At 40.4% G+C, this 15,625-nt stretch carries 9 protein-coding genes; 5 read left to right on the top strand and 4 right to left on the bottom strand.

Translation table 11 applies throughout. The features are described from left to right. Positions 1–261: 261 nt before the first annotated feature. Positions 262–2,289 carry an ATP-binding protein gene (locus tag H5163_RS01180; protein ID WP_182734039.1) on the bottom strand — a complete coding sequence of 676 codons (2,028 nt, stop codon included), beginning with the start codon at positions 2,287–2,289 and terminating at the stop codon, positions 262–264. 435 nt (positions 2,290–2,724) lie between these two features. Further along, positions 2,725–4,713, bottom strand: a complete 1,989-nt coding sequence (locus tag H5163_RS01175; protein WP_182734038.1) for a ligand-gated channel protein — start codon at positions 4,711–4,713, stop codon at positions 2,725–2,727. Positions 4,714–4,833: 120 nt separating this feature from the next. Here H5163_RS01175 and H5163_RS01170 point away from each other — a divergent pair, with 120 nt between their 5' ends. Together H5163_RS01170 and H5163_RS01165 are read left to right on the top strand one after the other, a co-directional pair. Next, positions 4,834–5,742 (top strand): LysR family transcriptional regulator, encoded by a 909-nt coding sequence (locus tag H5163_RS01170; protein ID WP_182734036.1) that lies wholly within the window; start codon positions 4,834–4,836, stop codon positions 5,740–5,742. Positions 5,743–5,849: 107 nt separating this feature from the next. Beyond that, complete coding sequence (locus tag H5163_RS01165) at positions 5,850–6,539, top strand: VC0807 family protein (protein ID WP_149980025.1); 690 nt, start codon at positions 5,850–5,852, stop codon at positions 6,537–6,539. Between the two features lie 17 nt (positions 6,540–6,556). Here H5163_RS01165 and H5163_RS01160 read toward each other — a convergent pair whose 3' ends face one another. Next, on the bottom strand, positions 6,557–7,162 hold the full coding sequence (locus H5163_RS01160) for a TetR/AcrR family transcriptional regulator (protein WP_145234238.1): 606 nt from the start codon (positions 7,160–7,162) through the stop codon (positions 6,557–6,559). 170 nt (positions 7,163–7,332) lie between these two features. Between H5163_RS01160 and H5163_RS01155 the strand changes: the two genes are divergently transcribed. The 3 genes from H5163_RS01155 (at position 7,333) to H5163_RS21495 (ending at position 12,095) form a co-directional block, all read left to right on the top strand. Beyond that, entirely contained in the window at positions 7,333–8,382 is a 1,050-nt protein-coding gene (locus H5163_RS01155) for an efflux RND transporter periplasmic adaptor subunit (RefSeq protein ID WP_182734034.1), read from the top strand. Next, positions 8,382–11,471 carry an efflux RND transporter permease subunit gene (locus H5163_RS01150; RefSeq protein WP_182734032.1) on the top strand — a complete coding sequence of 1,030 codons (3,090 nt, stop codon included), beginning with the start codon at positions 8,382–8,384 and terminating at the stop codon, positions 11,469–11,471. Before H5163_RS01155 ends, H5163_RS01150 begins: the two co-directional genes overlap by 1 nt. Positions 11,472–11,702: 231 nt before the next feature. After that, positions 11,703–12,095 carry a GreA/GreB family elongation factor gene (locus tag H5163_RS21495; protein WP_182730903.1) on the top strand — a complete coding sequence of 131 codons (393 nt, stop codon included), beginning with the start codon at positions 11,703–11,705 and terminating at the stop codon, positions 12,093–12,095. Between the two features lie 305 nt (positions 12,096–12,400). On the opposite strand, the gene H5163_RS01140 is transcribed toward H5163_RS21495, so the two are convergent. Continuing rightward, on the bottom strand, positions 12,401–15,133 hold the full coding sequence (locus tag H5163_RS01140) for a choice-of-anchor I family protein (protein WP_182730904.1): 2,733 nt from the start codon (positions 15,131–15,133) through the stop codon (positions 12,401–12,403). Between the last annotated feature and the right edge of the window lie 492 nt (positions 15,134–15,625).

Here is a 15,625-nt window from a genome sequence, read left to right as displayed (position 1 = left end):
TCAATCATTGCGTAATAGTGTATAACGTATCTTAGGATACGGTTCATTGCTGTTGAGAGCTATAAAGAAATAATAATATATTGCGATAATAAAACTAATCATAGTGCGTTTTATCAAATACCACATTAAAATACATACAAATATTAGGCCACGTTATGTTTATCTGTCAGTAAACTGCTTTTACTGTACTGCTCAAATGCTAAACACGCCGTCACCAAATATAACTTGAAAAGCTAAAACCTTAAAAAATACCGCTGTAAACTAGCTTATTTCTTTAGTTTTGCTCCTTCCTACAGCATTAACTACCGCTTCCTCAATCGAATGTAGTTTAAAAGGCTTTGAAATAAACATATCCATGCCAGCTTCTTTGCATGCAACTTTATCGGTAGATGATGTATTTGCAGTTAATGCCACTATTAAGGTATCTGCATAAGGACAAATATGTTGCGCTCGCAAAATTTTAGTGGCCTCAAGTCCATCCAGCTGCGGCATCACGCAATCCATAAAAATAAGATCGTATTTTTTTTGCTTACACTTTAAAATTGCGTCTTCGCCATCAACTGCAAAATCGGCTTTAATATTTAGTTTTTCAAGTGAAGCGTCTAGTACTAATCGGTTTATTTGGTTATCATCAACGACTAAAACCGATAAATTAGTTGCCGCTATGACAACGTTTACCCGAGGATTATTTTCGATTTGTACGGCGCCGACTGCAAGTGGGATATCCACGATAAATGTCGTACCCTGATTAAAGGTACTATCAACCGTTATTGTCCCCCCCATAAAATCAATCAATTCTTTTACGATTGCCAAGCCTAAGCCGGTACCACCTTTACTCTTTTTTGCGTCTATTTCTTGTGTAAAAGGTGAGAACAATGAATCTAAAAATGAGTTGCTCATCCCCCTTCCGCTGTCACACACTTCAAGATGCAAGGCTAATTTATCACCGACTACGTTCACATCAGCATTAAATTTTACCAAGCCTTCGTCAGTGAATTTTAACGCGTTACTTAATAAGTTTGACGCAATTTGGCTCAGCCGAGCATTATCGCAATAAGCCCAACAGTCATCTGCTATCGTTATATTTGTTTTAAAATCAACCTTACTATCTCTAAACAATGGAATGTACAACGAAGCAAGATCAACAAAAATTGTTTTTAATAAAAAATGATTTGGTTCGAGTTTTAACTCACCGTGGTTTATTTTTGAAAAGTCGAGCACTTCGTTAATTATACTCAGTAAAATATCCGCGCTACGCAAAGCTATCTTTAGTTTTTCAACTCTCTTATCTTCACGGCGCTCACCTAATAGCGTAGTTAACATTCCGGTTATGCCGTTCAATGGTGTCCTGAGTTCGTGACTTATTTTAGCTAGTAGCATGCTTCTATCTTCTAACATGCGCTCTGCTTCTGCTTTTTTATTTTTTAACTCTTCGCGAAGCATGACCGATTCAGTCACGTCTTGTAAGGTACCAAATAACCTCACACATCGACCATTTAATAATTCAGCTTCACCAAATGTTGATACCCACAAAGTCTGTCCATTAGCGGTAACAAGTTCAAGGTCGAGATGCCATTTCTCGCCACTTTGTATTGCAGAGTTCACTGCATTAACGATGCTTTCTCTGCTTTCTCCTGCTTTAAAAAATTCAGTCGCAGCATTAAGATCTGGAACATAGCTATCACTAACTTGGTAAATACGCCGTGTTTGCTCGCTCCAAGTGACTTTGTCAGTGAGTAAATCAACTTCCCACGTGCCAATATTTGCTACAGCCTCTAATTTTAACAGCGTGTTATTGTTTTTAACGAGCTGTTCATTGGTGATCTTGCGGGCAAACTCAGCACCCAACCATTGTGCAAATAGCTCAACATAGTCATGGGCTTGTTGCGAAAATGGAGTAGATACAGCCGGTGATGAAAAATTAACTGTACCAAATATGGTTGCACCGACTTTTATTGGCGCACCAATATAAGATTCGAGCTGGAAATTTAGGTAACATGGGTGGTTTGCAATGCGACTACTCGACGCTTTATGAAAAGTAAGCGCGGCATTTGCTGCGAGTGTATGTACACAATAAGTGCCTTCTAAATCAAAAGTTGTACCAGAAGCTAAAGAATTATCAGGTGTTATAACGTAGAGCACGGTATAAATATTTTGTTCAATTTTACTAACAATCGCGATATCTAAATTAAATACATCAAGCCCAAACTTGAGCAAACTATGCGTTTTCTCGTCAAAACTTTGACTTTGATCAGATACAATATCATGGAAGCTTCGAAGGAAATTCAAATAAATACCTCGTATTATTTTGCATAGTGACAGATGCTATAGCTAAAAAATCTTATCTAACCACTTCATATTGGTTAATTATTATAGCGTGTAATTAAATATTTACCTTACTAAGGCGACTGACCTTTCAGGATTAAAATTTGTTCTATTTAGGTGTAACGCATAGCGCACCGTATGTTTGCCAGTAATGCTGCGTTATCGCCTATTTATGAGGAATAACCACACTACTAAGCTCAGCTTTGCCTAAAAGCCAAACACATTGCTGCAAAGCAACTTCGAAATAGAAACACATGCTACCCTAACTTTAGAGTAGAAACTTTTCATCAGCAATAGTTTATTTATATTTTCAGTTAGTTATAAAGCTCCATTTATAAAATAAGGCCTCAATTGAGACCTTATTACTTAACCTAAGCAGGGGTTACTAAGTGGTATGCATTAAAACTGCCACCCGAGCGATGCCCAATAACGGCGTCCGTCTTCGACATAACCATATTCATTCTCAGTGATATCTTTATCAAATAGGTTATAAATACCAAAGCCTAACTTTACGCTTTTAGTCAAAACATAATTACCACCCACATCGGCTAACGTGTAGTTAGGTGCAATTAGGCTGCTTTGTGAAGGACCTGTGGTTGGTTGGCTTTCCTCACCACGATAATGCACACGTAACCAACCCCCTAACTTATCGCTTGGCTGCCAGTTTAACGATGTTTGCACTATATGTTTAGGTAACTGATTGAGAGGACTGCCTTTATATTGCCCGGTTTTTTGCTCAGAATCGGTATAAGTGTAATTAGCGCTTAAACCTAAATCGCTGGTTAAGTCGTAAGAGACTGAAAATTCAAACCCTTGAGTCACGGCTTCATCAACATTTACATAGGTTGTCGGATCTGAACCAAACTGATTTTGGCCATCCGTGCATTGCGTAAGTGGGCATGCAATTCGCGTAATTTTGTCATCAAACTCATTGTAAAACACAGTACTTGAGATTGTGTAATCACCACGTGGATCGTAATAAATACCCATTTCATAATTCAATGACTTTTCAGGACTAAGATCTGGGTTGCCATAGATATTGCCGCCTCGACTTACTTGTCCCCAGTCTGCATTTGATTGACGAATATTAGGCGCTCTAAAACCTGTCGAAATACCACCTTTTATAGTGATAGCCTTAGACGCGGTATAAACTCCATATAAACGTGGACTCCAATGGCCTGAAAAATTATCGTCGTGGTCGTAACGCAAACCTGTGGTGAGCTTAAATTTGTCGCTGGTGCTCCACTCATCCTCAGCAAATACCGACCACTGTTTATTTTCTACATGGGTTAACTCGCTGATCCTATTACTCGTGTAATCATCAAGCACTTCTTTTAAGTAAGCTGCACCAAGCGTCGCGTTATGACCGGCAAAAATCGGTAAAGTCCAACTGGTTTGCGCATCCGTGTTTTCAACAAACATTTCACGAGAAGTATTATCGTACTTATCGTATTTTAAATAGCTGCGCGAGTTACCAAAGTCATAATAACCGTTATGGGTTAACGAGTAAGTTTGTTGCTCATACTCTGTTGTCGATGATTCTGGGCAACCTCTTCGGCCACAGCTTTCACCCGGCGCCAATGGTTCAACTGTTTTACCCAGTGTGTTTTCAAATTTTTGCTGCGCGCTGCCAACCTCTAGCATTATTTCGTGATTATCGTTTGGCGTTAAAATAAACTTCGCTTTAAGGTTACTTTGCTCTTTGCCCCTAAAGCCTGAAGTAAAATTATCTTCGTCACGTTTGGAAAACTGCCCATATAATTGCACACCTAATAATTCTGGGACAAGTCCACCAGCTGCGAAAAAACTACCTTGATTAGTATTACCTGAGTCGCTACTTTGTTGAACTGTACTGTCTAAACGCAGCTCACCATACCACTGCTGGGGTGTTTTTCGAGTAATAATGTTTATCACCCCGCCGATAGCGTCTGAGCCATACAAGGACGACATAGGCCCACGTATCACTTCAATGCGTTCAATTGCAGAGATTGGCGGTGTCCATGCACCTTCAACACCTGGTCCATCACTGTTTGGCCTTGTTTCACGTGATGATTGTCGCTGGCCATCAACTAAAATTAATGTGTATTGGCTAGCCATGCCTCGCAGGCTTATATCTTTGCGATCGCCACCGCCGGTAACCACAACTCCAGGGACATCGGTCATTGCATCGGTTAAGTCACGATAAAAGCGTTTTTCCAGATCTGCGCGATCAATCACACTGATGCTTGCTGGCGCGTCCTTTAACATTTGCTCATAACCTGACGCTGATACCACGATAACTTCCATATCTTGTTTCGTTTCATCAGCTAACACTATTGAGCTGGATAAACTAAGCGCGGTTAAAATGGCGCTAGTTAACGGTATTAACTTACAACTTACCGGGTTCATGATTTTTCTCCGTGACAAATGCAGTTTAAATGATAATAATTAGCGTTTGCATGGTAGTGAGATGTTCCTTTTTCTACAATGTGTATTTTCTTAAAACAGTATTAAGTAAGACTTAACCAAATGAATACAAAATTACTTCGCACATTAACTGTATTTGTGCGCATTGTTGAAACGGGTAGTATGAGTAAAGCCGCAGTTGATCTTGCCATGACCACATCAGCAATTAGCCAACAAATCAAACAAATAGAGCTTGATATTAAGTTGAGCTTATTTAATCGCAGTCCACGAGAACTGACACTCACCGAGGCTGGCGAGATTTATTATCAAAGCTGTGTAACCATCCTCACCGCTGCAAAACAAGCTGGTGAAAAGCTGCAATTTTTACAAAACAGCCCTAGTGGTCAATTAAAGTTAGTAGCACCGGTTGGATTTGGTGGCGGAATATTAAGTGAACCGCTTAAAAAATTAACCAACCAGTACCCTGATTTTGATGTGCAACTGACTTTATCTGACGAACCCCTTGATATAATAAAGTCGGGCGCTGATTTGGCTATAGCGATTGGCCCGCTGGATGATTCAAGTTTAGTTGCTCGGCCTTTGGCGAAGTGGCCACTCGTATTATGTGTGCATAAAAGTCACCCATTGGCTGAGCATTGCACACTGTCGCCTTGGCAGTTAAACCATCATACTCGTATCTCGCATTGCACTGCAGATCACCCACTAACGCATAGTTTAAACAGCCAAAAAAAAGCGCTCCCAAAACCACGTATCGTGGTTAATAACATGCACAGTATTATTCAATTAGTGTGTGATGGCGTTGGTTATGCAATTTTACCAAAGCCAGAAGTACAATCATTATTGCTAGAAGGAGAACTCGTTGAGTTATGCACTGACTGGCAACTGCCAACCTACAGTGTGTATGCAATTACCCCAGCAAGAGATATTTTGGCAGGTAAAACCAAAGTGGCTATCGAAATTTTAAAACAGCACTGTGATGAAATCTCAGATTCATTAAACCAGTCTGCATAAAGCAAATTATCCTAAACTTACTTGTAACTACTGCAACACAGCGGGTCTATATCTTAAAGTAACTTGTGTATATACTTTATGTATTGAATACCAATGATTGATGCATAATGACAGCGGCAAAAAAGAAGAGTAATTTTTTCAGTAATATAATTTTTAATATTATTTTACCTGCGGTGATTTTAAGCCGCTTTAGTACACCTGATACGTTAGGCCCGGTATGGGCAGTGGTGGTAGCACTTGCTTTTCCGCTGTTATTTGGTTTGTGGGAACTTAAACAATCAGGCAAAGTAAACTTTTTCTCAGTACTTGGCATTATCAGCGTACTACTTACTGGCGGTATCAGTTTATTTGAACTTGACCCAGCTTATATCGCGATTAAAGAAGCGATGGTACCAGCAATTATTGGTGTGATTGTATTGATCAGCCAGTACACTCCTTATCCGCTGATCCGTAAATTACTAATTAACCCTGAATTGCTTGATATTGATAAACTTATGCATTCGTTAGAGCAACAAAACAACACCGCGGTATTTGATGCAAAAATGCGTCTTGCCGGTTTTATTGTTGCCAGTGCGTTCTTTTTATCTGCAACACTCAACTACTTTTTAGCGAAAAGTATTGTTGTTAGTATGCCTGGCACAACAGCTTATGCCGAAGAGTTAGGACGTATGACTTGGTTAAGCTACCCAGTCATTGTGGCGCCGACTATGGTGCTATTAGGCGGAGCAATTATTTTCATTTTTAAGCAAATAGGTAAATTAACTAAACAACCTATCGATGAATTTATATTGCAGTAAGTGGTTACTCAAAAGCCTTAGCGATACATTTTAATAAACCGCCTTACGCAATCTTCAATATATGCTGCTGGCGGTACATCATTAATTTTTGCGTGCCCAAGTGCATGGCGTAATTTCCAATCACCTGTGGCCATGCCCAGTAACTGTAACGTGGCAAACTTAGGGTTGTCGATATCAAGCAAGCCCGCCTGTGCAATACTACATAAGCAGACCTCTACCTGCTGCATCACTACTTTAGGGGCAGCGTCATAAAACAATAAGGCCAACTCAGGGTATTCATCTTTGTGCGCTACGCACGTGTCGTATACTTTCAATGCCTCGGGTGAAAATACCAGTGTAATAAAATTAGTCACAACACGTAGTAAGTTTTCCTCTAGGCTTTGCGCTGGCTCAAAACGCTCTTTACGTAAGTTTGAGGAGGAACAATGCGCTGTTACAGTTTCAACAAATAGATTATTTTTGTCTTTGAAATGACTATAAACCGTTTGTTTAGATACTTGGGCTAATTTAGCAATTTGATCCATGCTGGTATTAGGAAAGCCTTTATCCATGAACAAGGTCGTTGCAGCTGTAATAATTTGTTGTCGTTTTTGTTCTGACCGACTTAGGGTAGTTATTTCCATTTTCACCTCAAATCAAACTAGACAGTCTAGTTTGATTGATTTATATTTATACAAAATTAGACTCTTGAGTCCAATTCTAAATCATTCTGCGTCTAGCACAAAGCATAACTGTGTTTAATGCACCTGACTAACCACGCTGATTTAACATGGCGATAAATAAGGATATTATAATGAAAAAATATCTGCTTAGTGCATTCATTTTATTCACACCATTTATATGTTACGGCGAAAGTCTGGTCCATGTAGCTGCCTACACAGTACAACAAGAGGCGGGCTATTATCAAACACGTACGCTTAGTGGCAAAGTGGTCATACAAAACGATGCAAAGTTGAGTTTTGAATTTCCAGGAAAAATTGCACAAATTTATTTTGATCAAGGCGAGCAAGTAAAACAAGGCGATATTATTGCACGCCAAAATACGCAGCTTTTAGTTATCGAAGAACAAAAACTCCAGGCGCAAAAACAACGAATTCAAGCACAACTTACCTTCGCTAAACTTGAAAAAAAGCGTTTAGCAGAACTTGATAAAAAGAACTACTCGGCCACCTCGGCACTTGACCAAGTTAAAACCAATATCGCTGTACTTAACGCAGAACTAGCCGCAATAGCAGCAAACTTGAATGAAGTCAGTATTCGCACTGAAAAGGCACATTTAACCGCGCCATTCAACGGTATTTTAGGCCAGCGCTTTGCCTCACAAGGTGAAATTGTTGCAGCCAGTACACCGATTGTGCGTTTAATCGAAAACCAACATGCGCAAGTAAGCATGGGGATCCCACTGACACTGCAAAGCACCATCCAAAATAGCATGGACATTGAGATTGCCGGACAAAACTTTACTGCACAATCTATCAGTAAAGGAGCGAGTATCGACCCACATACACAAACCTTAACAATGCGCTTTGCTTTGCCAAGTAGCGCAGTTGTTTATGCTGGCCAATTAGCAAAATTAACAGTGCAACAATATCAGCAACAAAGCGGTTTTTGGGTGCCTCTTGATGCCCTTGCCGATGGTGTGCGCGGTACTTGGCAGGTTTATCAAATAAAAAACAAGGTACTAAAACCTATCATTGTGCAGCTTTATTATGCCCATGATGGCTATGCATTTATTGGCGCCCCATTACACAATGGTGCGCAAATTGTTGCCAATGGCATGCATAAGCTGTCGGCCAACATTTCGGTTAATGTTGTTGCAAATCAACCAACCAAGGTGCTGTGATGATCCGCTATTTATTTAATCACGGGCGTGTCCAAGCGCTTTTAGTGGCGTTACTTATCGTTAGTGGTTTAGCTGCGATCAGTGGCTTAGCGCGCAGTGAAGATCCTCGAATAACTAATCGTATCGCTATCGTAACCACTGCTTTACCTGGCGCCAGTGCTGAACGAGTTGAGGTGCAAATAAGTGAAAAAATCGAACAAAAACTAAAATCCCAAGCTGAAGTAAAGCATTTATCGTCGATTTCTCGTCCTGGGCTCTCAGTGATCACCATTGAGCTAAAAGACGAAGTCACGAACGTTAAACCCATTTGGTCGCGAATGCGTGATTTATTAGGTGATGTCAACAACCAGTTGCCAGTAAATGCTTCATCACCGCTACTGGATGACGAGCGTGGCTATGCTTATACTCGTATCTTATCGCTTAACGCCAATGACGATATAACCACATTAGCAACGGTTAATCGCTATGCAAAAGAACTGCAAAATCAATTGCGTAATGTTTCGGGTGTGGAGTTGGTGCATTTTTTTGGCCAAGTTGATGAGGAAATTTTAGTTGCGGTTGATCAACAAAAAGCCAGTTTAGCCGGTATTCCTTTAGCGCATATTCATGCAGCTATTCAAGGTGCAGATGCAAAAGTAGCCGCTGGTACCCTTACAAATGACAAATCGCAAATGCAAATTGAAGTGACCGGTGCGTTTGACTCGATTGCTCGCATTGGCGCAATTCCACTAAGTAGTAATCAAAATGCAGGGCAATATCAACTCTCTGATGTAGCCCAAATTACTCGCTCAGTAAAAACACCCGTGAACGAAATTGCATTAATTGATGGAAAACCCGGTATTTATATTGCGATCCGCATGTTACCAAACTTGCGTATCGATACTTTTTCTAAGCGTGTTGATGTCGCCATCGATAACTTTAGCCAAGACTTACCAAGCCAAATTTTACTCCAAGATATTTTTGATCAACGCGGTTATACCCAAACTCGTTTAGCCGATTTACTCAGCAATATTACCGTGGGGTTTGTGCTTATTCTAGTGGTATTATTTATCACTTTAGGTTTTAAAGCTGCTCTGGTTGTCGGCACCGCGTTACCTTTAACCGTATTGTTTACGTTAGTAAGTATGCAGCTCTATGGCTTACCTATTCATCAAATGTCGGTTACCGGTTTAGTCGTGGCACTGGGCATTATGGTTGATAACGCCATTGTCATCACCGATGCTGTTCAGCGCTTTCGCCAACAAGGCCTAACAGCTTTAGCCGCAGTAGAAAAAGCCGTGGCACATTTTTGGCTTCCACTGCTTGGCTCAACTCTAACAACTATTTTAGCGTTTGCACCGATTGTGCTGATGCCAGGTGCTGCAGGAGAGTTTATTGGCGGTATTGCCTTAAGTGTTATTTTTGCCTTAATTGGTTCATACCTGATTTCACACTCTTTAGTGGTGGTATTTGCAGGGCAATTTATCAATAACGAACAGCGTACTGGTATCTTTTATCAAGGTATACGCACACCTAAACTCAGTAAACGCTTTGAAGCAACGTTAAAACGTAGCCTAGAAAAACCAATACTCACTTTACTACTGGTCTTTATACTCCCTGTTGCCGGTTTTTTTGGGGCAGGACAACTCACCGAGCAGTTTTTCCCGCCCTCAGATCGCGATATGTTTCAAATTGAAGTGCATTTTGCCCCTCATGTGAGTATTACATCAACTCGACAAGCCATAGAGAAAATGGATCAACTAATTCGGCAATCTGAAGGCATTGAAAAGCTTGATTGGATGATCGGAACTAATTTCCCAAGCTTTTACTATAATATGCTCCAGCGTAATCGCGGCGCCAATAACTATGCGCAAGCGATGGTAAAAGTAACCGACTTTGAACGTGCCAACGAGTTAATAAAAAGCTTGCAAATACAGCTTGATAAAGCATTTCCAAACGCACAAACTTTAGTCAGAAAGCTTGAGCAAGGTCCACCATTCAATGCACCAATTGAAATGCGTATTTATGGCCCAAGCCTAGATACTCTCTCTGAACTGGGCCAACAATTACGCACGCAGCTCATTGCTCATAACGATATAACCCACACCCGTCCAACCTTATTGTCGGGCTCGCCTAAACTATGGTTAAACACCGATGAAGCAGCGCTGACTCATGCAGGATTAAGCCTAAGTAATATGGCAACACAACTACAAAACCAGTTCAATGGTGTCGTGGTCGGCAGTATTATTGATAATACCGAAACCGCTCCCGTACGTGTTAGAGTTGCAGATAAGCGCCGAGATGATATTAGCTCGCTATTTAGTACGCAGTTAAATACGCCAGCTAGTTCAAACCAAATAGATACTGCACAACCGCTAGTGGTTGAATCATTTGCCAGTGCAACACTGAGCCCTTCTCGTGGCTCTATCGCTCGCCGTGACGGTGAACGTGTTAATATTATCGAAGCTTATTTAGCAACTGGCGTATTACCGCAAACCGTACTGAATGAAGTGACCGCCACCATTGCACAATCAGACTTTGTATTACCCCATGGCTACAGATTAGAGCTCGGTGGTGAGTCGCAAAAACGCAACGAAGCGGTTGGTAAATTGCTTGGCCAAGTGGGGATTATTGTCGTGTTATTGATCACCGTACTGGTGATGTCATTTAATTCATTTACCACCACAGGGCTAATCTTAATAAACGCCCTGCAAGCTGCAATGCTGGGCTTGCTCAGTGTATTTATTGCTGGCTACCCGTTTGGTTTTACTGTGATCATTGGTTTATTGGGCTTAATGGGACTGGCCATAAATGCCGCCATTGTCATTTTATCAGAGTTAAATTCACTGCAAGCCCTCACTGATAAAAACAAAATCGTTGCCGCTGTGATGACTTGCTCACGCCATATCAGCTCCACGACTATCACCACCGTTGGTGGCTTTTTACCACTCATACTCGCCGGCGGAGGTTTTTGGCCTCCGTTTGCCGTCGCTATCGCAGGTGGTACTGTATTAACCACTGTGTTGTCATTTTATTTTGTTCCTGTGGCATATTATTTAGTATCAAAACGCACGCTACGCACAAAAAAACATGGAATTAACGCACACTAGTAAATTTAAAATTAATATCTTTATTTTTAAATTATAAAACACCATTGATATAATATTTTTATGAGGTATGATTACTTTAAATAAGAGGAACATCATGTTTATATTAATATCTCATCCACAAAAAACAAATCTCACCTTCGACATTTAAGCCGAGTGTAACTCTTACACTCGGCAGTCTCACTGTATTATTTTAAATTTAAGTTCGGTTCAGTTTTCGTGGAGATTTAGTCCGTGTTTGCTTTTCTGTTCGGGTACAAAACCCCTGCTTTTTATAAGTATAAAAACTATTTAAGCCAAAGTTCAGCATTTTTACATCCGCTGAAACTCGCGCATGTGTTGCAAAAAATAGAGTATTCACAACGACCTTGGTCAAAGTTTAGCCCACATGTACAAATTGGCTGTACCGTAGTCATCCAGCATACTGATACGGGTTATAAACGCCGTATAAGCTTAGTTCCGGCTGCAGAAAAGGGCCTATGTAATAATGTTGTGTCATTACACTCTTCTATAGGTACTGATCTTTTAGGACATAAAATAGGTCACATTTTTGAGTGTAAAGAATATGGATGTTTTCACTCTTGGCAAATATTAGCAATTAATAGTAAGGAGAATTATATAGAGTAAATCATTTCAATTTTTATTTATTAATTTTTATATATTTAATTGGAGTTATTTATAATGAGTAAAGAAAAAGCTAAAAAACCAGCAAAAATGACGTTAAAAGAAAAGCGAAAAATACGTAAAGAGAAAACAAAGACAACCGAAAAGTAAAGAGTTGTCACTTTACATATAACGTTTCATGGAAACCTTAATAAAGTCCAAAGCTCGGCATTATAAAAATGTCGGGCTTTTATCGTTTAAATATATTAATAAAAAAGGCCTCAATAGAGACCTTTGTTATAGATGAAGTTTAAATAAATCTGAATTAGCTACTGTATTGTTGGCACGGTAATAATTGATACAGAGCCTAGCGGATCTACGTTATAGTCTTCACTCGGTTCGCCTTCGTCAGCGGTGATGATTAATTTACCATCGGGACTGAAAGTTACCATATCTGGCAGTGCTCCGACCGCAGATATCATTTCAAGCTCATAACTACTCGTGTTAAACATAGCAACAACGCCAGTATCAGTTTTCACGCCTGACTCGATCGCAGCGGCAAGTTTTCCGTTTGATACTGCGACAGAATTAACACCTGCACCGTAATAGCTAATATCAATTGCGCCAAGTGTTGCAATGTTATTTGGGTTAGCAAAATCAATCACTTCAATACGAGGAGCGTTAAGCAAGCTGCCGTTATTTACTACGAATAAACGTTTTGTTTGTGCATCATAAGCCGTGATCTCTGCGGCGCCTTCACCACCTTCAATTAACAAGCGTGATGCAAAATCAAACTTGCCTTCGTTGTTTTCACTATAGACGGTGATATTACCACTGTCTTCGTTTGCAACTACCAGCTGCGCTTTTGACGTTGGGCTTTGATCAGCGGTTATAAATAACACCCCTTCTGGCGCATCATCACCTTGGGTAACGAGCATTTGCACAAAACTTACGGCATTAACATCACTAATATCATATACTGCAACCGCATCAGCACGCTCTAAAGCAATAAATGCATAGCGCTTATTGGCAACCATACCTGTTGTTACACTCTCAGGCTCAGTGCCTTTCGCATCACTGCGACCATCTGGGTAAACGCCGGCTTTATTAGCTTCAAAGGCAAGTGATGAACCACTATCAAACACCTGCTCCCCGGTATCACCATTGAAGATTGAGAATGAACGTGCACCAAAACTATAGAGTTTATTATGACTTGATGCTGCAGTATCAGAATCAACATATTGCGATACTAATAAACGCCCTAATTCGACGTTGTTTTGTAATATACTTACGTCTGTAAATACCGACTCATCAAGCACGATATCTGCAACTTTCTCACCTTCAGCGAAGTTGCTAAACCAGTCACGTATATCCCCCTCGTTGGCAGTTAAAACGTAATCTATGCCATCTTGTGTAAATGTTGCGATGCCATCAGGTTGATACATACCCACTACGTTTGCGCGAGTTTGTAGTTTGATCATATTATCTTTATCACTGGCATCGATTTCATTGCCAGCCATACCATAATCTTTAAAGCCCAGCGGAAAAATATCAGTGATAGTTTTCGTGGTTAAGTCTATTTTTGCAAGGCCGTTATTCTCTTGCAATGACACCCATGCAGTGCTTGAATCAGCTGATACGGCGACATACTCAGGCTCAACGTCTGCAGCTAAATCTGCACCTTTACCAAATACTCGGAAGCCTTTGCTTTCAAGAGCCGCTTCTTGATCATTAAATGATGTGAAATTTAATGTAGTTGCAGCACCAACATGCATAGGAGTTTTGAAGTTTTTACGTCCAGGGCTGGCATAAAGTTGTGGCGCATTCTCATCAACAAGCTCTATAAATTCCATACCATCAGGAAAACGGCCATAACTATTAACATGGAAATCGCCATAACTGACTTGTTGATGCACTTGGCCTTGGTATTTTAGTTTAATGGTTTCGCCTTTGCCTAAGCCAAAGTCTTCATTATTATTTAAAATAGCTGTTGCGGGTGCACCGTTAGGTAACTGAGCACCCGTAACTAAATTCGGCAATAATACAATAAAGCCGTGGCCAGGAATTTCTGTACCTGCAGGGATAGTTAAACCCGCTTGGTTATTCGCTTCACGGTCTAAATCAACTAACTCCCACTCATTAGCTGCAAAAACAAATGGTTCAGAAGATGTGTTGTACAGCTCAACAAAATCAAAATCGGCGTCATCACGGCCTTTTGAAACCACTTCATTGATCACAATATTAGCGGCAGTTGCACCATCAACCGGCGCTGGTAATTTATTGGCAGCACCAGGCGTTGGCGCGAGCGCTTCATCTTGAGTGTGCCAATTACCACCATCTGGTAAACGCCCCCATGTAGACACATGGCTACCATCACTCCAATGTGCGCTATCTACAATTTGATTGTTGTGCACCAGTAATGCGGTGTCGCCTTTACCTAAACCAAAATCAGTATCGCCAGCAGTGGCAACTAAAGTATCTGTTGGTGCATCAAATGGAATGCTAGTTTGATCTGTGGCAATCACTAAAAACCCACCTGCAGCGATGGTTGTACCTTGTGGAATTTTAATGCCCGGCTCTTTATCAATCTCAAAGCCTTTTAAATCATTTACTGCCCAATTAGCGTCACTAAAGGTAAATGCTTGTTCAGAGTTATTAAACAACTCAATAAAATCATAACCGCCTTCATTTGAACGCACCTCGTTGATCACCACTTGCCCTGCTGATGGTGTCTCAGTAATTTGGCTAAATGTTGCAGTAACCTCTTTATGGTTATTCATTGTAAGAGTTAAAGAAGTCGCGCTATAGTCTGCGTTACCAATATCGCCAGACCATGAAACAAATTTATATCCTTGTGCAGCCTGAGCGTTTAGCATAACAATAGCACCTTGCTCATAATCAGCACGCTCTGGACTTATTACTACGTTTCCAGCACTTTGCTCTGTGATATTTAATATCAGTTGGTAACGCAAAGGCTCTAAATCATTATCATCATCTGCTAGATCACAGCCACTTAATAGACCTAGCATTAATAAGCTGCCTACTATCGGTTTCAATTTCATCACATTTCCTTGGTATCGTTTTAGTTTTAATTAATCACGATACCCTAAAGCGTAATATTGACAGCTAAATGTAATTATCATGTCAATGGGATGACATTGCGAACGAGAATAAACTATAAAGTCATGATTTAATTTATAATTCACCTCACTCTAAATAACCAAAATTCAGACGTACAGGTAATAATTTCCAACTCTAACTACGTTGAATTTACTTGCCGTTGCTCTCTAACTAATAGCTGTAGTGATGTACTGAATATCAGGTTGTAACTCTGCGCAATAGAAAAAATTTATAAAACACTTAAAATTGTGAGGGGCACTTTTTGGCATAAAAAGCGCAGCATAAACCGCGCTTTCAATTTACTCTGATACAGAAGGTTCAGTATTTGCTTGAGCATCGCTTACAGGAGCTTCGTCACTTAACAAGTACTTTTCGAGCCATTGCTCTTGCTCCCAAAGCACATGCAGTAAACTCTTGCGAGCACGGTAGCCGTG

It is taken from the genome of Pseudoalteromonas sp. SG44-8 (genome assembly GCF_014164125.1).
Lineage (GTDB): Bacteria > Pseudomonadota > Gammaproteobacteria > Enterobacterales > Alteromonadaceae > Pseudoalteromonas > Pseudoalteromonas rhizosphaerae.
The sequence above is the reverse complement of the archived record's forward strand: the minus strand, read 5'-3'. Positions and strand labels throughout refer to the sequence as shown.